The sequence below is a fragment of the Rhodococcus sp. HNM0563 genome, from assembly GCF_012726195.1.
GTDB lineage: Bacteria > Actinomycetota > Actinomycetes > Mycobacteriales > Mycobacteriaceae > Rhodococcus.
The window spans coordinates 489,800-506,631 of record NZ_JAASAF010000005.1 but is presented as its reverse complement, the minus strand read 5'-3'; the positions used below and the strand labels follow the sequence as shown (position 1 = coordinate 506,631).

Genomic DNA, 16,832 nt, shown 5'->3' with positions numbered 1-16,832 from the left:
GTGGAGTTCCCCGCGACGGTGCAGTTGTCGAAGCTGGTGAACTCGCTCAAGGGGGTGTCCTCGCGGCACCTGCGCCGTGACCATGCGGAGCATGTGTCTCGGTATCTGTGGGGCGGGCATTTATGGTCGCGGTCGTATTACTGCGGCACCGCAGGTGGTGCGCCCTTGTCCGTGATCGCCGAGTACGTGGAGTCCCAACGCCATTCTGCATGATAGTGATTCACCTCCACCGTGAACGATGGAGCACTCTCACCCAGACAGGTAGAGCGCGGCATCGAGTTCCGCCGCGGAGAAATCGGTCACTCGCGACCACGTGGAGAGGTACACGGTCGCGGGATCGGTGCCGTGCAGGCACACCATGCTCCTGGCGGCTTCGACTGCGTCGGCCGCGCGATAGGCCGGAGCAATGCGATGGCGGACGGCGAGGCGGGCCCTGCGTTCACCGACGTCGACGGTTCGATGCACCATGTGACTCCTCGAGGGCCGGTCAGCGCTGCAGTTCCGGCGGGAATCCGCCGGTGGCGATGGGGCCCCACGAGTCGATGGTGACGCGAATGAGCGATTTGCCCTGCTCGCGCATCGCGGCGCGGTACTCGTCCCAGTCCGGATGCTCCCCGGAGATACATCGGAAGTAGTCGACGAGCGGCTCGACAGCACCAGGCATGTCGAGCACCTCCGCGACGCCATCGACCTGGACGTACGCACCGTTGAACTCGTCGGACAGGACGCACACGGTCGCGTGTGGGTTGCGGCGTAGGTTCACCGCCTTTGCCCGCTGCGGGTAGGTCGCGATGACGATTCTGCCGTCGTCATCGAGGCCGAGAGTCACGGGTGAGACCTGCGGTGTGCCCGATCTCCGCCACGTGATCAATACGCCACGGTGGCGGGGGCGGACGAAGTCAAGCAGTTCGTCGCGCGAGACGTGGTCGGCGGTTGCTATTGCCATAGCGCCCAGGATAGGTGGCGCGCCCGCAACCGGCCTCGATGTTCGGAAACGAGTCGGACCCGGGGGCCGTGGCCCCCGGGTCCGAAGATCGACAGAACTACTGCTGGGCGCTGCTGATTCCTTCAGCGGAACCGCTGAAGAAGTCGAGTGCCCCGAAGAGGTCAGCGGCGTTGACGAAGAATTCGGCCAGGTCAGCGAGCATGTGTAAATCCCATCTGTGGAGAATCAACAGCGGTCCGGTCGCGGTAGCGACCGCGGTTCAATTGTTACCAGAGAATTCAGATTCCGCAGCACAGACGGGTGAGAAACAAATCACATTTCCGCGGCTGGACTCCAATCACGAATCGATCACGGATATGAGAAAATCTACATCTTCGCAGGTGGAAGCAGTCCAACTACCGGGCGTCCTTCCGCAGACGAACTCGCCACCGAAGCCTTGAAATAGCCTCGGAAATGCCGCGAGAAGATCGAATTACACAGTGTCGAGCAAATTTCCCGCACGGCCATAATTCACACATCGGACAAAAGGAAATTACCCACCAATTCGATGTGCGGAGCCTCGGGCCGCGCCGGAACCGAACGCTCTCCCCCTTGTTCACCGATCATTCTTCGACCTACCATCGTCGCCGCGCTGGGGCCGAGGGGGCACCGACACGGCGGCAGTCGACGCACTGCACCGGCGCAGACCCCCTATCCTGAACAGGTACCTGTCCGCGAATACACACAGAGAGAACTATGAGACGCGCCAAGCGCAAACCTCGAAGACCCGCCCCGTCCCCGTCCGTGGACGACCACCCTGTCCCTGAACCTCAGTTCGTTCCCGGCACTCGGAACACCGAATGCTGACCGCACTCGGGATCGCCTTCGGAATCTTCGTCGTTCTGGCCATCACAGCTTTGACCGGATACTTCGTGGCCCAGGAATTCGCCTACATGGCGGTCGACCGCTCGCGGATGAAGGCCCGCGCCGAAAGCGGAGACAAAGTCGCCTCACGCGTTCTGTCGGTCACTCGCCGCACCTCGTTCATGCTCTCCGGTGCACAGCTGGGTATCACGATCACAGGCCTACTCGTCGGTTACGTCGCAGAGCCCCTGATCGGCAGTGGCCTCGGTGTGGCACTCGGAGGAGTGGGAGTGCCCACCGCCGTCGGCGTCGCTGTCGGCACCGTCCTCGCGGTGTTGTTCTCCACCGTGGTGCAGATGGTCTTCGGTGAGCTCGTCCCGAAGAACCTCGCGATCGCCCGGCCCGAGCCGGTCGCCCGGTGGCTCGCACTCTCCACCACGGTGTACCTCAAGCTCTTCGGGTGGCTCATCCGGCTGTTCGATGCGTCGTCGAACCTGCTGCTGAAAGTGCTGCGGATCGAGCCGGTCCATGACGTGGAGCATTCGGCCACACCTCGGGATCTCGAGCATATCGTTGCCGAATCCCGCGACACCGGCGAGCTGCATCCCGAGCTGTCGAAACTGCTCGATCGGATCCTCGACTTCCCCACCCGCACTGCAGAACACGCCATGATCCCCCGTGCTCGCGTGGATTTCGTCGACGTCGACGAACCCGTCAGCAGCGTCTTGGAGAAGATGGGCACCGGGCACACCCGATACCCGGTTGCGGGCACCTCGTCCGACGATATTCGAGGTGTCGTTCATCTGCACGATCTCCTGGCAATCGAGAATCCGACCGGTACGGCCGGAGACGTCTGCAGATCCGCGGTGATCGTCCCGACGACCCTGGCACTGCCCGAAGTACTCGCGCAGCTCAACGCCACGGGAGAGGAGATGGCGCTGGTGATCGACGAGTACGGCGGTTTCGCCGGTGTCGTCACGGTCGAGGACATCGCCGAAGAAGTCGTGGGCGAGATCGCAGACGAGCATGATCCCGCGATCGAGACCCAGGTGATCACCCGATCGGGTGATGGGTGGCTCATCCGCGGCGATGCGCACCTCGACGAAGTGGTCCGTACGCTCGATGCCGAACTCCCGGAGGGGGATTACGAAACCCTCGCGGGTCTGGTGATAGCAGAGTTCGGCGGACTTCCCGAGGTCGGCGACACGGTGACGATCGACGTCGATCCGGATCCGGCGGATCTGGTGCACGAATCGCATCCTGCGGCGAGATTCCTCACTGCCGAGGTCCGCTCGGTCGACAAGCACGTTCCGTCCTCGATCTTCGTGACCCTGGGCGCCGACGGAAGCGGGCGCGGCGAGGCCACGAACGACGACACAGCGGTGGACGACAAGACGGACGGCGAGGTGAAGCACCGTGGATAATCCATGGGTGGTCGCAGTCGCGACCGTCGTGTTGATCGCGGCGAGTGCATTCTTCGTCGCCGTCGAGTTCGCGTTGATCGCCGCACGGCGCCACCGGCTCGAAGATGCGGCACCGGGGAGTCGGTCGGCTCGTGCTGCATTGCGCAGCGCTTCGGAACTGTCGGTGCTGCTGGCGGGGTCACAGCTCGGGATCACCGTGTGCACATTGGCACTCGGCGCGATCACCAAGCCTGCGGTCCACCATTGGCTCACACCGGCATTCGAGAGCTGGGGCGCGCCGCTGTGGCTCGCCGACGTCGCCGGGTTCGTTCTGGCTCTGATCATCGTCACCTTCCTGCACCTCGTGGTCGGTGAGATGGCGCCGAAGTCATGGGCCATTGCGCATCCGGAGAAGTCGGCGACTTTGCTCGCGCTCCCGATGCGCGGCTTCATGTGGGTCATGCGGCCGCTCATCATGCAGCTCAACCACATGGCGAACTGGTTGCTCCGCAAGGTCGGAGTGGAGCCGGTGGACCAGGTCGCATCGGGTCAGGATCCGGACGCACTACGCCATCTCGTCGAGCATTCGGCCACGGTCGGGACACTCGACGAGCGGTACCACGGCCATCTGAGCAGCGCACTCGAACTCGAGACGCTCACGGTGGGTGACATCGTCACCCCACAGGCGCATCCGAGCAGTGTCCGGCCCGAGGCCACCGTGGCGCAGATCCAGGACGTGGTGCGACGCACCGGGCACCTTCGGTTGCTCGTCCGGGGCAACGGGCACATCGACGGTGTCGTCCACGTACGTGACAGCCTGCAGGCCGGCGACAGTGTCACCGCCGCAGATCTCATGCGGCCGGCACTGACACTCGACGCGGCGATTCCGGTGTACGAGGCGCTCGCCACGATGCGCGAGTCGCGGAATCACCTCGCCACCGTGACCGACGACAGCCGGGTGGTCGGCCTGATCACCCTCACCGACGTGCTGGCCCGACTGCTCCCCTCCGAGCAGGACACCGCATAAGTTCGTTCGACGTCACCGGTCGCTGTCCCCGAGTACCCGCCCGAGGGCCTGCGGGGACAGCTCCGGTGCGTCGAGGAGCGCGCGGACCGCTTCGTGGCTGCCGTCCGGAACCGGGTGCACACCGAGATAGTTGTGCCACTGCCCGCAGACCGGGAGTGGTCGGACCAGTACGGTCTCACCGACGCCCACATCGTCACCCACGGTCCGATCCATCACTCGCGTGCTCTTGCCGCTGCTCGGCTCGCGAATGGTGAATCCGTCGCCGGGACGCACCTCGTCGAGCACTCCCATCACAAGTGGCGCACCCAGCCACCGCTGCGCGAGGTCGCGTTCGTCCTCGGGAAGCATCGAAGCCCAGTGCTCGACGAAATCGTCGAACGCTCCACCGTCGAACAGCACGACGTCCGCTATCAGCCGCACGTTGTCGTCGGCCGGATCGACGTCGGCCAAGAGTCGTTGCCAGCGCGGTTGGTCGATGATCAGACCTGCCTTGGCATACAACCAGACGGCGCGGTGCTCGAGCGCGGCGTGGGCCTTACCGAGGTGACACACTTTGTACTTGAGGCCCGAACCGCACCAGCAGCGGTCGTTGCGGCCCAGTTCCGGGTGTTCGACCGGCTTGAAATGCTGCAGGAACGGATACATTGCATGCTGGGTTCCGGTCGCGGTTCGCTCGAGCAACAGCAGACCCGTGGTTGCCTCGCCTCGCATCGATGCGAATGTCGCGAGACCTTCCGATGCGGGTGAGAAACCGGGATTCTCCGAGGATGCGAGTCGGTAGCGGCGTTCGGCCTCGTGGACATCGCCGCGCGCAAGTTCGGCCCGTCCGATCATCCAGTGTGCGGCGGCCCGCGTGACGCGAGGCCCACGACGTAAGAGCTGTTCCGCGGCCTGCATCACCTCGCGCGGTCCGATTCCGAGCCGGAGCAGCGCCTCGTCCACCACCAGCTGCGCAACAGCCGCAGCTGCGAGTGGTGTCAGTGCGGCGGGGTCATCGAAGTACTCGTCCAGGTCGGCTTCGAGCGAGTAGTCCTCGTCGTCCGCGGGGGACCACGACACTAGAACGGCCAGGAATCGAGTGGCCGTGCGCGCCGAGATTTCGTCGAGCCCGAATGTCTTGCCGAACCAACCGGATGCGGCGGTCTCCTGTTCGGCTTGTCTCGTGGCAGGTACAACATCCGTCCGGATCACCCTGTTGCCTGCGCGTGCGAATCCGGCCTCGGCGAGTTGTTCGCTCAGCGGGGCGCACCGGTCGCGCGCCAGTCGTGGATCGGCGACAAGTGCCTCGAGCAGATCCAGTTCGAGATAGAGATCCGATTCGGGGGCCCGCGCCGAGATCGCCGACGCCCATGCGCCGACCGTGCCCGCAATCACTTCGTCTTCGAGTTGTTCGACGGTGACCTCACCGTGTCGGACGGTGAGCGCGACGAGGTCGCCTGCCTTGCGCGAAGCCAGAACGTCTTCGGGCAGGATGACGACCCCGAATTGCGCCCAGGGTTTGTCGGTCAGTGAGCGGGACGCAAGTAGATCGTCGTGGAATCCGGGAACAGCGACGCTGATCGGTGAATGGGCCTGGACCAGCAAGGCGGGGAGCAATACGTCGAACAATTCGACGGCATTCGCCGCGATCTCTTCCGCGGTGAGCCGATGGGCGAAAACGCGCCCGTCGAGCACGGCATCGAGCGCGACATAGCGTCCGTCGCGCAGCTCGGTGATTACGGGGTCGGAGAGTGCATCGTCGAGTTCGATCGCAGCCTCGATCCGCGTGCGATCTCCGAAACCGCGGTCCGCGAGAGCTTCCGCGAGTCCCGACAGCGTGCGCGGCCCACTGTCACGGAGCAGCGCTACCGCTGTGGCGGAGAGATCGGCCGAAGAGAATCCCACATCCACGAGCCTACTGCGGCGCTCGGCCGCCGACGGTGGCGTGCATCTCCCACACGAGGACTTCGGCGCCGGTATCGGTGGTGAGCTGTTGCCCACCTCCGCCGCTGACGCGCACCGCGTCGCCTTCGGCGAGCAGTCCGACCCCTTCGAGAGCGATATTGCCGCGCGCGACGAACAGATGCAGGGACGGTGCGTCGGGCAATGTGACCGGACGTCCGGGCTGCATCCGCGCCACGTGCAGTGCCGCATACCGGTTCCGGATGCGAATTGCCGCGTGGTCCGCGTGGTCGTCGATCCCGGACGCTACGGGTACGAGGTCACCGGCGAGCAGTTCGCGGTCGATCTCGAGCTGCTCGTATCCCGGTGCTACGCCGGCTTCGTCGGGCAACACCCACATCTGGACGAAGTGAACGGGTTCATCGTGCTGTTCGGCGTGCAGACCGGTGGCGCCGTCGAAGCGCCACGAGTCGTTCTTCTCCGAGTGCAGAATTCCGGAACCCGCGGTCATGCGCTGAGCCAGCCCAGGGTAGATGACACCGGAATGACCGGTCGAATCCTGGTGGACGAGTGAACCCTTCAGAACCCAAGTGACGATCTCCATGTCCTGATGGGGATGTGTGTCGAAACCTTGTCCAGGGGTGACGATGTCGTCGTTGTTCACCATCAGAACGCCGTGGTGGGTGTTCGCGGGGTCATAGTGCTGCCCGAAGGAGAAGGAGTGCTTCGAATCGAGCCAGTCGATCTTGGTCTTGGGCCGGTCGTCTGCGCGGCGGACGTCGAGGTGCGGTTCGTGGACAGCGGTGCTCATGGTGATTGTTTCTCCGGGTCAGCAGTTCGGGTCTGCGGTGGGCGGATTGCGGCGGGGACGGATCTGAGCGTTCGGCAGACCCGGCGCGGGAAGCCTCGCGACGTCTCCCACGTATCCTTCGACGCGCCCGAACCTGTCGGATCCGTTCTGCCAGGCATCGCGGAAGGCGACGATCTCGTCGTGGGACCGACCGACGAAGTTCCACCACATGACGATTTCCTCCCCGAACGGCGCACCTCCGAGCAGAAGCACTCGCGCGGGTTCATCGGCGCGGTTGGTCAGGGTCAACCGGGGCACGCCGGTGCCGACGTAGCCGAGTGCTGCGCGCTGCAGGACGGTATCGAATAGCGCAACTTCTCCGGTGTCGACAAGGATCCCGTGCTCGAACGCGGAGTCGACGTCGAGAGAGAGGGTCGCGCCCGCGTCGATGACGATTTCGACACCGAGGAGCGGTGTGAAGGTGCGGACCGGCGAGGTGTTGCCGGCGAGGGTTCCGAGGAACACCTTGCCAGTGCCACCGCCGAGGTCGGTGGGTTCGGGCACGTAATGCTGGAACTCGCGTGGGGCGTCGCGGTCCGAGTCGGGCAGGGCCACCCACAGCTGGACGCCGTGCAGCGTGGTCGTCGCCGGTGTCGAGACCTCCGAGTGGCAGATGCCGTGGCCGCCGGTCATCAGGTTCATCTCGCCCGGGCGAACCATGGCGTGCACTCCGTCGCTGTCCCGGTGTTCGACTTCCCCTGTGAACAGCCAACTCACAGTCTGCAGGCCGGTGTGTGGGTGAGGTGCGACGTCCATGCCTCCAGTGACCGAGACATCGTCGGGTCCGTAGTGGTCGACGAAGCACCATGCACCGATGAGGGAACGTTGTCGCTGAGGAAGGGTGCGACGCACGGGCATGGCACGCGGACCGCCGAGAGGCACCTCACGCGAGGTGATGATCTCGACGCGCGGATTCCGGGTGTCACCGACCGGAGGGTCCTCGGTGCGGCAGCGGATCTCGGTGGGTGTGGCGTCGGTGTTGCTCATCTCGATCGTGACCTTCCGTCTTGTGCCGAACTCATGGTTCAGTGTGCGCCATCGGTGCTTCACACACCGGGTGTCATCGACTCGGAGCGAGTCAGAGGATGGTCGAGCCGTACATTTCACCGAGCGGATCGGCGATGAGCTCGAGGCGCTCGCCGTCGGGGCCGGGGAAGTACAACGAAACTTCGCTGTGTTCGGCGACTTCGATTCCTGCGGCGGTCAGCTTGTCACGCAGGTGCGTCCATTTAGCTGGTTCCATGCTGATGGCGATGTGATGCAGTCCGCCGAGCACTTCCCGGTAGGGGCTGATGTCGAGACCGGGGAAGTCGAAGAACGCCAAGAGGTTTCCGTTGCCGATATCGAAGAAGAAGTGTGACGATCCGGGATAGTCGCGATTCTCGATGAGTTCGACCAAGGGGAACTCGAGCAGTTCCTGATAGAACACCACGGTGCGCTCGACGTCGCCGCTCACAATGGCCGTGTGGTGCAAGCCCCGCGCAGATGATTCGGGTCGCGTTCCCACGGGCAGCAGATAACGGTCGCGGATCTCCTCGCGGCGATGCGCGAACGAATCCTGGTCCTGCGCGATGACAGCCATCCGAGCCCTCCTCCGTACACCGGCAGCAGCAAGCCGCCCGCCAACTGATTGATCTGTCAACTATCATGGCAAATTGATAGTTGCTTCGTCAACTACCTGCTATGGTTGAACTATGGAACCGACGAAGTGGCTGGCCCACGACGAGCACCGGCTGTGGCGCTCCTATCTCGACGCCACCCGCATGCTCTTCCAATCCCTGGACAAGCAGTTGGTGCGCGACTCGGGCATCTCATTCGCCGACTACGAGATTCTCGTCCTGCTCTCCGAAGCGGAAGACCGCAGACTTCGGATGCGAGAACTCTCCGACGCGAGCACCACCACCAGGAGCGGGATAACCCGTGCCATCACGCGCATGGAGGGCGCCGGGTGGGTCCGGCGTGTCGAATGCGAATCCGACAAGCGCGGCGCATGGGCGGAGTTGACCGATACCGGCGCCGCGGTCCTCGCCTCGGCCGGACCCGGCCATGTCGCCGCAGTACGCGCAACCATGTTCGACGTCCTCTCCCCCGAGGTCATCACTGTGATGGGCGATGCCTTCACCGCGATCCAGAACCACATGCAGGAACACAGGCGCACCAGCTGACCCGGTGAACCACGAGAACGGCCGATGACCCCGTCGTTCGCAGCTACGCTCGAAGGCTGCCGCACCTGCCGGAAGGATTCTGATATGTCCACGGATACTCCCGATCCCCGCCTCGCCGACATCAGCGTCTCGCACAATCCGCAGCGCAGTCGCTACGAAATCCTCGACGGCGACACCGTCGTGGGGCACGCCGACTACCGGGACGGCGAGGGCACGCGACGCGTGTTCGTCCACACCGAGGTGGACGAGAACTACGGGGGCCTCGGCCTCGCGGGCCGCCTCGTGAAGTTCGCACTCGACGACGTCGCGGCGCACGACGGACGCATCGTGCCGGTGTGCCCGTACGTCGCCAGATACGTCGCCGAGCACCACGAGTACGACACCATCGTCGACCGGCCGGAGGGCACACATGAAACGCAGTGAGCGCATCCCCATCGACAAGCAGACCCGCCCGGTGTACCGCGCACAGGTGGCGGTCGCGGTCGCCGTCCGAGACGCGGTGAGCGAGGCGGGCCTCGACCGGAAGCTCACCGAACTCGTCAATGTCCGCGTGTCGCAGATCAACGGATGCGCCTACTGCCTCGACGTGCACATTCGTGACGCGCTGAAGGCAGGTGAGAAGGCGCAGCGTCTCGCCGTCCTGCCTGCATGGCGCGACACCGACCTGTTCACCGAGGCGGAGTGTGCCGCACTGACCCTCGCCGAACTGGTGACGACCCTGCCGTCGTCGTACGAGCAGGACTGCCGCTACGCGGAAGCCCGAAAGGTCCTCGACGATGCGCAGGTCTCCGCGATCATCTGGGTTGCGATCGCGATGAACTCGTTCAACCGCATCTCGATCCTCAGCCGCCACGCGGTTCGTCCGGCCGACTGGAAGGCCTGACCGGACCCGACCCCCGGAATGCCCCGATCCGGTCCGCGAGCGGCAGTAATGCTGCCGTCACCAAAGACACGACCAGCACCCCCAACGCCATGCCCGAGAACACGTCGTGAACGTAGTGCACGCCGCCTGCGACGCGTGAGAGACCGAGCACCGCGGCCAGCGGGGCGACGAACCAGAGCGTTCGCCGGACCGCAAGCACACACGCAGTGGCAAACGACGCAGCGATCACGGAATGGTTCGACGGCCACGACCAGTCACCGATCTCCGGGCAATCCAGAACGGTCCGAATGCCGAGGGCACGGCACGGCCGCGGTTCGGTCACCACCACTTTGATGAATTCGCTCGACAAGTACGCGACGATGACCCCGGCCCCTGCCACCACGAGAGTGACGAAGGCGCGGCGATTCTCGAGCCAGGTCCGCACCGCGAGCACAGCTGCGGTGGCCACGAGAACGAGTAACCCCTTGTCGGCGACGACACCTGCTGCGGGCCCCGACCACGACCCTTCGAAAGTCTGCGCGATGGCCAGATACAACTCGTCGCGCACGGGGACTGCTGCCACGGCGAGCAGCGCCAGGACGATCGCAGTCGACAAAGCAGCCAACAGCATCGGCTGGGCCAACTGTGCGGGAACACGAGGTGAACGCTCGGTGACGACCATGATCGACAACGCTAGCGTGGCGGCCGACTCGATCGCCGCCCGACTCTGCCGGGCGCAACCGGAAGTACGCTGTGGCTCATGTGGAGAACCTGGATCCCCTCGCTGGCGATCGCGGCAGTCGCCGTGCTCGTACTGGCAACCGGAGCTCTCACCTCTGCCTCGATCGCGATCGCGGTCGTTCTACTTGTCCTCGCCTGGGTCGGATCCCCGCTGGCATTCCCGCGCCACATCGACGATGCCGCGGCCCGAATCGAGGCGGCCGACACGAACACCCCCGTGATCTATTGGCGCCCGGGGTGCATGTTCTGCATGCGCCTGCGGGCATCACTGCTCCGCCGCGCCGATCGCGCGATCTGGGTGAACATCTGGCGCGATCCCGAAGCGGCAGCACGGGTGCGTGCGGTCAACGACGGCAACGAGACCGTGCCGACCGTGTTTGTCGGAGGACGCGCACACACCAACCCCGACCCGGCCTGGATGCGCGCGCAACTCCACTGACCGAGATCGGCGCGGCTTCCTCGATCCGCCGTGGGTATCGTGATGGACACCCACACCTGCACGAGAGGCCGGACCCCGATGCGTCACGATCCGCGACGGCTGTCGCAGGACCTCTATCCGCTGCGCCGCACAGTCACCCCGCTGTTCGGTGACGTCGACGCACTGGGGCATGTCAACAATGTGTCGATCGCCCGATACTTCGAACAGGCCCGCGTGCTCGTGATGGAGGAACTCGCCTCGGCCCTCGACGGGCCCGCCTTCGAACGCGCGGTGCTGGCCCGGATCGAGATCGATTATCTCGCCGAGGTGTTCTATCCCCACGAAGTCGTGATCTCCACCGGAGTACTGAAGATCGGCACTTCGTCGCTGGTTCTCGGCTCAGCGCTGTTCCAGCACGGCCGGTGCGTGGCGTTGGCGACGTCAGTGGATGTCGGCACGAAACCGCAAGGCGGTGCGGCGCCGATCTCCGACGAGGTGCGGGTCGTGCTCGACAAGTATCTCCTCGAGTTGCCGAACTGACCGTTTCGATCGATCATCGGCCTCCGGGGAGGAACGAGCCCGCTCGTCGCACGATGTGATCGTGCAGACGCGCGACTGCCGGGGTCGGGCGGTGATTCCCCCTGATCAGACCGATGTCCCGCTCGCGGTGTCCGGTCAGCCCGATCCCGACGAGGTTGCCACCGGAAGCGACTCGACCGGTCGCGATTCGGCGCTCGGGCACCGGGAGCAGTGCGACCCCGAGTCCCTGCGCTATGAGTGCGCGCGCAGTCTCGAACTCACCGATCTCGATCGCTACCTGCGGCACGAAACCCGCGTCCATGCACCAGGTGTCGAGGAGCTGCCGCAGATGGTAGTCGGGCGGGTTCGCGATGAATCGCTCGTCGGCGAGTTCGGTGAGGTCGATCTGCGTCCGCCCTGCCAGCGGGTGTGACGGCGCGACGTAGAGCAGGATCCGCTGTGTCCCGATGTGTACGGCAGGCAGGTCGTCCGGGGGCGGGATCACGACGGCGAGGTCGAGGCGCCCGTCTCGGACCATCCCGCACAGTGCCTCGCCGTGGGCCTGGACGAGCGCGAACCGGATCCGTGGTGCGGTCTCGTGGAACTCGGCGAGCAGTGAGGGAATGCTGACAGGACCGAGGGTGAGCGGGAATCCGAACCGAACCGATCCGCTGTCCGGGTCGGCGTTGCTGCGCACGACGTTCACCGCGTCGTCGAGTCCGCGAACCGCACCGCGGGTACGTTCGTGCAGATCGCGACCCGCTGCAGTCAATGCGACACCCCGACCGACCGGCTGGAACAGGGCCACCCCGAGGATCTGCTCGAGTGATTTCAGTCGCCTGCTCAGTGACGACTGCGGCACACCGAGGACGGCGGCCGCGTGAGTGATGTGCCCCTCCGCCGCGGCGGTGTCGAAGGCTGCGAGCAGCGGGACCATCTCAGCGACCTCGGCCGACAGAGTTCCATCCATATTCGGATGATACTTCCTCGATCACCTCATTGGACGGATCGGTCTCCGTGGAGGAGCCTGAGGGCACCAGCGAGAGAAGGAGTGTTTCCCATGAGAGACAACACATCCGACACTGTCCACGATGTCGTCCTGATCGGAGGCGGAATCATGTCCGCCACCCTCGGCGCCATGATGTCCCGCGTCGAACCCGATGCCTCGATCGTCCTCCTCGAACGTCTCGACGAGATCGCCGGTGAGAGTTCCGCCGCATGGAACAACGCAGGCACCGGGCACTCGGGCTACGCAGAACTCAATTACATGCCCGATCCCACCGACGGAGCGACGGCGCAGGACATCGCGCGCCGATTCTGTATCTCCAGAAAGTTCTGGTCGTCGCTCGCAGCCAACGACACCATGCCGGAGTTCCTCACTCCCACACCCCACATGGACCTCGTCTTCGGCACGCGAGACGTCGAGTACCTCCGCACACGGGTGCACACCCTGCGGACATCACCGGCCTTTTCCGACATGGAATACACCGAGGATCCCGAGACCATCCGAGAGTGGGCTCCACTGCTGATGGAGGGCCGCACCGACGCCGAGCCCGTGGCGGCCTCGCGCCACCTCGCCGGCACCGACCTCGATTTCGGGGCGCTGACAAAGTGGCTCGCCGAAGACATCGCCGCCCGCGGCGCCGACGTGCGATTGCGCCACGAGGTCTCACACCTGCACCGCCGCGATGACGGCCTGTGGACGATCTCCGGTCGAGACCGCGCCGGCGGGCAACGCTTCTGTCTCACCTCTCGGTTCGTCTTCGTCGGCGCGGGCGGCTATTCGCTGGAGTTGCTCCAGAATGCAGGACTGGATGAGGTGCGCGGATACGCCGTGTTCCCCGTCGGAGCGCAGTTCTTCCGTACCGACAACCCGGCGGTCGTCGGACGGCACACCGCAAAGGTCTACGGTCGGGCCGATATCGGTGCTCCGCCGATGTCGTTGCCGCACCTCGACCTGCGCGTGGTCGACGGGAGTCGGTCGTTGATGTTCGGCCCGTACGCCACATTCAGCACCCGGCTACTACGACACGGCCGGTTGTCCGACCTGTTCCGCACGATCCGCCCGCGCAACGCCGTCGTGATGGCCACCGCAGGCCTGCGCAACCTGGCCCTCGTGCGGTACCTTCTCGGGCAACTCGCTTCGTCGAAGAAACGCAAGTTCGCGCAGCTCCTCCGGTTCTACCCGGGCGCGGATCCCGCCGACTGGCACCTCATGCAGGCCGGGCAGCGTGCACAGCTGATCAAGCCGGACGAACACGGCCGCGGCGTGCTCACATTCGGAACCGAGCTCGTCACGAGCGCCGACGGGACCATCGCAGGACTACTCGGTGCATCGCCCGGAGCATCCATCGCACCGGCCGTCATGGTCGATCTGCTCACACGGTGCTTTCCGGACCGGAAGGACACGTGGGCGCCCATCCTCGACAGCCTGCTGGCCGACCGGTCGCGAAAGACAACCTGACCCGACACCGCGCCGCAGACTTCTCTCCGTTCCCCACTGTCCTTCGACTCCCCACCGTCATTCGACGACGATCTTCCCCATCGCGCCGCGGTCACCGTCGAACATCCGATGGTTGAGGAACGTGTAGGTACCGGGTTCGAGGAACTGCAGTTCGACGAACCCGCCCTGCGCGACCGCGAGGTCGAGGACCTGCGAGCCCCCGCTGTCCGGATCGTCGGCACGCAAAAGATACGCACCTTCCTTGTAGACGGTGTCGAATTGGGCACCGACGACGTGGAAGGCGACTGTCTCGTTGGGGCCGGCATCGAGGACCCAGATGCGCACACGGTCGCCGGTCGCTGCGTGCAGCGGACGATGCACGTACTGGCCCGCAAATCCGTTGAACATCACCAGATCCGGATTTCCCGCCGCGACCTTTTCTGCGTCGACCTGCCCGGCGCCGAGGTAGGCATCCGACTGCACCATGAGGTACTCGGCATCGACCGGTCCGAGGCTCGGCGGGTCGATGACGACCGCACCGAACATCCCCGCGGCGATGTGTACCGCCATCGGCGGAGTCGCGCAGTGGTACAGCCAGATTCCGCTGTGCTCGGCCCGGAAGCGATAGATCAGCTCCTCACCCGGATTGATCGTGCGCATGGGCTCGTCGGGTCCGACCATGCCGGCGTGGAAGTCGACCGAGTGCCCCATACTTCCGTTGTTGACCATCGTGATCTCGAAGAGGTCGCCTACCTTCCCCCTCAGGGTCGGTCCCATCGCTCGCCCGTTGTAGGTCCACATGGTCTGCGGTACACCCGGAGCGTATTCACCTGGCACTTCGGTGATCTCGAAGGTGTAGCGATGTGTTGTGCCCACAGGTGCAGCCTCGAGCACAGGGTCTCGGGCCACGAAACCCTCGCCCGGGTCTGCAGCGAGGTCGATTGTCGGCGTGCCGCCTGCCGAGACGTGGCCGTGGCCCATCGCCTCGCCGTCACCATCGTCCGCGACGATGCGGAAGACCATGCCCTGCTGTCGATGCCCGACGATCGAACACCAGCCATCGATGTCGGCGCCGACGACACCCACTTCCAGCGTCGCGGCCTCACCCGGCGCGAGCCTGCCGGTGTTGTGGCCGGTCGCAAGAACAAGGTCGTGCACCTGATCGTCCGAATTCGTGACCGTGAGGACCAATCGGTCACCCGCAGGCACGTTGACGGTATCGGGGGTGAAACGCATCCCGATGGCCTCGATGTGAACCTCCGTCGTATTTCCGGTCGGAGTGACACCTGCCGAAGCGTCCTGCCCACCGATGCTCGCGCCGCCGAGACCTGAGAAGACAGAGAAGACGAGCGCGAGGCAGGCCAGCGCCGCGGTGGCCTGCAGGCCACGCTGATGTACGGCCGGGTCGTGCTCGGGTGGTGCCTGCCCCGCCATCACAGCTCGGCGGCCCGCCGCCGACGCCCTGGCACTGGTGATCATGATGGGCAGGAACATCACGAAGGCGAGCATGACGAGTGAGGTGACCCCGACTCGCATCCAGCTCGGGAGCGGCGCGAGGAACAACAGCAGGCCGGTGTTGATGACGACGATCCGCCAGATCCACCATCGGTTCATCTTGTCTACGCCTGCGCCGACTACCGCGGGTCCCCCGCCCATCAAGGTGGGCAGCAGGTGACTCATGACTCCGAACAGCAATTGCGCCGCGAATCCGGCCAGGAAGGGCACGGTCATCAGTGTTGCCCGATCCGGGTCCATCGGCCCGGTCGCGAGCACGATAGCCAGTGCGGCCAGCGACCCGAGCAACCACAGCATCGCCGCGGTGACGGACGCGGCAGCGAATCCGTTGGGTGGATGCGATAGCGCATCGCGCAACAACGGTGCTGCCACGACGATCCATCCGGCCAGGTAGGCCACGCAACCGGCCGCTGCGACGAGCGAGTTTCCGGTCAAGGCCCCGGCCGTGAGCACCGCGATACCGATGAGCAGGACCGCCAGGGCTACAGGGCGTCGTCCCGACGGCGCATCCGGTGCCCCGATCAGATTCGGGTACATGACGGTGAGCACTCCGGCGGCGGCCAGACCGAGGAACCCCAGCAGGTTCATAGCCTGGTGAGCAAGGAGAAATCCGGCTTCGGTCTGCTCCGTGGCCCCGTAGGCCAGCACTGCGCCGAATCCGGCACCGAACGGCAGCATCGCCGACGACGCGATGAGAAACCACACGCTCTGCGCATGACCGGCCGGCCGGTCCCCCGCCCGGGTCCTCTCCCGCTGTGCCCGCACGGTCAGCAAGATCAGGGAGATCGCATGCCAGGCCACCATCGCACCGATGAGTACCGCTCCGGCGAGGGTGGCCGGGAACCATCCACCGACGACGCCGACGATCGTGACGACGATTCCGACGTTGAGAGCATAGATCTTGATGAGCTGTGGCCCACGCTCGGTTTCGGCGAGGTGAAATCCCAGGAATCGTTCGGCAAGGGTCTGCGACCACACCACGATCGAGTTGGTGACTGCTCCCAATGTGAACAGATGCACGAGCAGCCATCGCGACTCCGGCAGGAACGGATGTGCGAGCCCGGCGACGATGAGTAACACGAGCCATACCCGCACGGGCAGACCTGCTCGCTGGTGCCAACTCTTGGGTCGCCGAACCCGTCTCGTGGTGGTCACGGCTCGATGGTAGGACCGTGGCGACGGTGAATACTACCTATTGTCGTAGCGCCCACACCGGTGA

At 65.1% G+C, this 16,832-nt stretch carries 18 protein-coding genes; 9 read left to right on the top strand and 9 right to left on the bottom strand.

The genetic code is table 11. From position 1 onward, the window contains the following. Nucleotides 1-213 (top strand): IS200/IS605 family transposase (gene tnpA, locus HCA61_RS14665; protein WP_169688881.1); only part of this gene is annotated, 213 nt, incomplete at its 5' end. Nucleotides 214-249: 36 nt separating this feature from the next. On the opposite strand, the gene HCA61_RS14660 is transcribed toward tnpA, so the two are convergent. Together HCA61_RS14660 and HCA61_RS14655 are read right to left on the bottom strand one after the other, a co-directional pair. Next, nucleotides 250-468 carry a hypothetical protein gene (locus HCA61_RS14660; RefSeq protein ID WP_240959319.1) on the bottom strand — a complete coding sequence of 73 codons (219 nt, stop codon included), beginning with the start codon at nucleotides 466-468 and terminating at the stop codon, nucleotides 250-252. Between the two features lie 19 nt (nucleotides 469-487). After that, complete coding sequence (locus tag HCA61_RS14655) at nucleotides 488-946, bottom strand: PPOX class F420-dependent oxidoreductase (RefSeq protein ID WP_169688880.1); 459 nt, start codon at nucleotides 944-946, stop codon at nucleotides 488-490. An 839-nt stretch (nucleotides 947-1,785) separates the two neighbouring features. Between HCA61_RS14655 and HCA61_RS14650 the strand changes: the two genes are divergently transcribed. Then, the gene (locus HCA61_RS14650; protein WP_169688879.1) at nucleotides 1,786-3,213 is read left to right on the top strand and encodes a hemolysin family protein; all 1,428 of its coding nucleotides are present in this window, start codon (nucleotides 1,786-1,788) and stop codon (nucleotides 3,211-3,213) included. After that, nucleotides 3,206-4,219 carry a hemolysin family protein gene (locus HCA61_RS14645; RefSeq protein WP_169688878.1) on the top strand — a complete coding sequence of 338 codons (1,014 nt, stop codon included), beginning with the start codon at nucleotides 3,206-3,208 and terminating at the stop codon, nucleotides 4,217-4,219. Before HCA61_RS14650 ends, HCA61_RS14645 begins: the two co-directional genes overlap by 8 nt. Nucleotides 4,220-4,231: 12 nt before the next feature. Here HCA61_RS14645 and HCA61_RS26840 read toward each other — a convergent pair whose 3' ends face one another. The 4 genes from HCA61_RS26840 to HCA61_RS14625 all read right to left on the bottom strand — a co-directional run bounded on the left by HCA61_RS26840 (nucleotide 4,232) and on the right by HCA61_RS14625 (nucleotide 8,532). Continuing rightward, nucleotides 4,232-6,103 (bottom strand): SEC-C metal-binding domain-containing protein, encoded by a 1,872-nt coding sequence (locus HCA61_RS26840; RefSeq protein ID WP_169688877.1) that lies wholly within the window; start codon nucleotides 6,101-6,103, stop codon nucleotides 4,232-4,234. A 10-nt stretch (nucleotides 6,104-6,113) separates the two neighbouring features. After that, complete coding sequence (locus HCA61_RS14635; RefSeq protein ID WP_169688876.1) at nucleotides 6,114-6,911, bottom strand: pirin-like bicupin family protein; 798 nt, start codon at nucleotides 6,909-6,911, stop codon at nucleotides 6,114-6,116. Nucleotides 6,912-6,929: 18 nt separating this feature from the next. Then, complete coding sequence (locus HCA61_RS14630) at nucleotides 6,930-7,937, bottom strand: pirin family protein (protein WP_169688875.1); 1,008 nt, start codon at nucleotides 7,935-7,937, stop codon at nucleotides 6,930-6,932. 91 nt (nucleotides 7,938-8,028) lie between these two features. After that, nucleotides 8,029-8,532 (bottom strand): VOC family protein, encoded by a 504-nt coding sequence (locus HCA61_RS14625; protein ID WP_169688874.1) that lies wholly within the window; start codon nucleotides 8,530-8,532, stop codon nucleotides 8,029-8,031. Between the two features lie 112 nt (nucleotides 8,533-8,644). Here HCA61_RS14625 and HCA61_RS14620 point away from each other — a divergent pair, with 112 nt between their 5' ends. The 3 genes from HCA61_RS14620 to HCA61_RS14610 all read left to right on the top strand — a co-directional run bounded on the left by HCA61_RS14620 (nucleotide 8,645) and on the right by HCA61_RS14610 (nucleotide 9,998). Continuing rightward, nucleotides 8,645-9,115, top strand: a complete 471-nt coding sequence (locus HCA61_RS14620) for a MarR family transcriptional regulator (protein WP_169688873.1) — start codon at nucleotides 8,645-8,647, stop codon at nucleotides 9,113-9,115. Nucleotides 9,116-9,199: 84 nt separating this feature from the next. Further along, entirely contained in the window at nucleotides 9,200-9,538 is a 339-nt protein-coding gene (locus HCA61_RS14615) for a GNAT family N-acetyltransferase (RefSeq protein ID WP_169688872.1), read from the top strand. Further along, nucleotides 9,525-9,998: a carboxymuconolactone decarboxylase family protein gene (locus HCA61_RS14610; protein WP_169688871.1), complete on the top strand. Its 474-nt coding sequence runs from the start codon at nucleotides 9,525-9,527 to the stop codon at nucleotides 9,996-9,998. The genes HCA61_RS14615 and HCA61_RS14610 overlap by 14 nt, the downstream gene beginning before the upstream one ends. Here the strand turns inward: HCA61_RS14610 and HCA61_RS14605 are convergent. Continuing rightward, on the bottom strand, nucleotides 9,958-10,659 hold the full coding sequence (locus tag HCA61_RS14605) for a phosphatase PAP2 family protein (protein WP_240959317.1): 702 nt from the start codon (nucleotides 10,657-10,659) through the stop codon (nucleotides 9,958-9,960). The genes HCA61_RS14610 and HCA61_RS14605 overlap by 41 nt on opposite strands. A gap of 78 nt (nucleotides 10,660-10,737) precedes the next feature. On the opposite strand from HCA61_RS14605, the gene HCA61_RS14600 reads away from it, so the two are divergent. Together HCA61_RS14600 and HCA61_RS14595 are read left to right on the top strand one after the other, a co-directional pair. Beyond that, nucleotides 10,738-11,157 carry a glutaredoxin domain-containing protein gene (locus HCA61_RS14600; RefSeq protein ID WP_169688870.1) on the top strand — a complete coding sequence of 140 codons (420 nt, stop codon included), beginning with the start codon at nucleotides 10,738-10,740 and terminating at the stop codon, nucleotides 11,155-11,157. A gap of 78 nt (nucleotides 11,158-11,235) precedes the next feature. Then, on the top strand, nucleotides 11,236-11,676 hold the full coding sequence (locus HCA61_RS14595; RefSeq protein WP_169688869.1) for an acyl-CoA thioesterase: 441 nt from the start codon (nucleotides 11,236-11,238) through the stop codon (nucleotides 11,674-11,676). A gap of 13 nt (nucleotides 11,677-11,689) precedes the next feature. On the opposite strand, the gene HCA61_RS14590 is transcribed toward HCA61_RS14595, so the two are convergent. Next, nucleotides 11,690-12,625, bottom strand: a complete 936-nt coding sequence (locus HCA61_RS14590) for a LysR substrate-binding domain-containing protein (RefSeq protein ID WP_206040035.1) — start codon at nucleotides 12,623-12,625, stop codon at nucleotides 11,690-11,692. Nucleotides 12,626-12,715: 90 nt separating this feature from the next. On the opposite strand from HCA61_RS14590, the gene mqo reads away from it, so the two are divergent. Further along, nucleotides 12,716-14,119, top strand: coding sequence for a malate dehydrogenase (quinone) (mqo, locus tag HCA61_RS14585; protein WP_169688868.1), 1,404 nt, complete (start codon nucleotides 12,716-12,718; stop codon nucleotides 14,117-14,119). Between the two features lie 57 nt (nucleotides 14,120-14,176). Here mqo and HCA61_RS14580 read toward each other — a convergent pair whose 3' ends face one another. Next, nucleotides 14,177-16,768 (bottom strand): multicopper oxidase domain-containing protein, encoded by a 2,592-nt coding sequence (locus HCA61_RS14580; protein ID WP_169688867.1) that lies wholly within the window; start codon nucleotides 16,766-16,768, stop codon nucleotides 14,177-14,179. Nucleotides 16,769-16,832 lie beyond the last annotated feature (64 nt).

Bases quoted from the DNA above. Each gene is read 5' to 3' on its own strand.
- HCA61_RS14660 (WP_240959319.1), bottom strand. From the start codon at position 468: ATGGTGCATCGAACCGTCGACGTCGGTGAACGCAGGGCCCGCCTCGCC.
- HCA61_RS14655 (WP_169688880.1), bottom strand. From the start codon at position 946: ATGGCAATAGCAACCGCCGACCACGTCTCGCGCGACGAACTGCTTGAC.
- HCA61_RS14650 (WP_169688879.1), top strand. From the start codon at position 1,786: ATGCTGACCGCACTCGGGATCGCCTTCGGAATCTTCGTCGTTCTGGCC.
- HCA61_RS14635 (WP_169688876.1), bottom strand. From the start codon at position 6,911: ATGAGCACCGCTGTCCACGAACCGCACCTCGACGTCCGCCGCGCAGAC.
- HCA61_RS14630 (WP_169688875.1), bottom strand. From the start codon at position 7,937: ATGAGCAACACCGACGCCACACCCACCGAGATCCGCTGCCGCACCGAG.
- HCA61_RS14625 (WP_169688874.1), bottom strand. From the start codon at position 8,532: ATGGCTGTCATCGCGCAGGACCAGGATTCGTTCGCGCATCGCCGCGAG.
- HCA61_RS14620 (WP_169688873.1), top strand. From the start codon at position 8,645: ATGGAACCGACGAAGTGGCTGGCCCACGACGAGCACCGGCTGTGGCGC.
- HCA61_RS14615 (WP_169688872.1), top strand. From the start codon at position 9,200: ATGTCCACGGATACTCCCGATCCCCGCCTCGCCGACATCAGCGTCTCG.
- HCA61_RS14610 (WP_169688871.1), top strand. From the start codon at position 9,525: ATGAAACGCAGTGAGCGCATCCCCATCGACAAGCAGACCCGCCCGGTG.
- HCA61_RS14605 (WP_240959317.1), bottom strand. From the start codon at position 10,659: ATGGTCGTCACCGAGCGTTCACCTCGTGTTCCCGCACAGTTGGCCCAG.
- HCA61_RS14600 (WP_169688870.1), top strand. From the start codon at position 10,738: ATGTGGAGAACCTGGATCCCCTCGCTGGCGATCGCGGCAGTCGCCGTG.
- HCA61_RS14595 (WP_169688869.1), top strand. From the start codon at position 11,236: ATGCGTCACGATCCGCGACGGCTGTCGCAGGACCTCTATCCGCTGCGC.
- HCA61_RS14590 (WP_206040035.1), bottom strand. From the start codon at position 12,625: ATGGATGGAACTCTGTCGGCCGAGGTCGCTGAGATGGTCCCGCTGCTC.
- mqo (WP_169688868.1), top strand. From the start codon at position 12,716: ATGAGAGACAACACATCCGACACTGTCCACGATGTCGTCCTGATCGGA.